Source organism: Streptomyces sp. E2N166, from assembly GCF_003671715.1.
GTDB lineage: Bacteria > Actinomycetota > Actinomycetes > Streptomycetales > Streptomycetaceae > Streptomyces > Streptomyces thinghirensis.
In genome coordinates this window covers 1-267 of the sequence record NZ_RAIF01000049.1, presented here as the reverse complement: position 1 = coordinate 267, position 267 = coordinate 1, and the positions used below count along the sequence as shown (strand labels likewise).

The following is a 267-nucleotide window of genomic DNA, read 5'->3' as shown; positions in this document are numbered from 1 at the left end:
GGTCCCCCCTGCAGTACCATCGGCGCTGTAAGGCTTAGCTTCCGGGTTCGAAATGTAACCGGGCGTTTCCCCTACGCTATGACCACCGAAACCCTAATGGTTTCGAGCGAACAAGCACACTCTTCAATTGTCCTGTTCAGCTCGAAAGCCGGCAACTGTTCGTTGCCTCAGAACTAACACAGTGGACGCGAGCAACTGAGGACAAGCCCTCGGCCTATTAGTACCGGTCACCTCCACACCTTGCGGTGCTTCCAGATCCGGCCTATC

1 rRNA gene is annotated in these 267 nt (G+C 55.8%); it reads right to left on the bottom strand.

Features of this window, described 5'->3' with window-relative positions:
- A 5S ribosomal RNA gene (rrf, locus tag EBH09_RS37375) occupies positions 1-90 on the bottom strand; the annotation flags it as partial.
- Positions 91-267 lie beyond the last annotated feature (177 nt).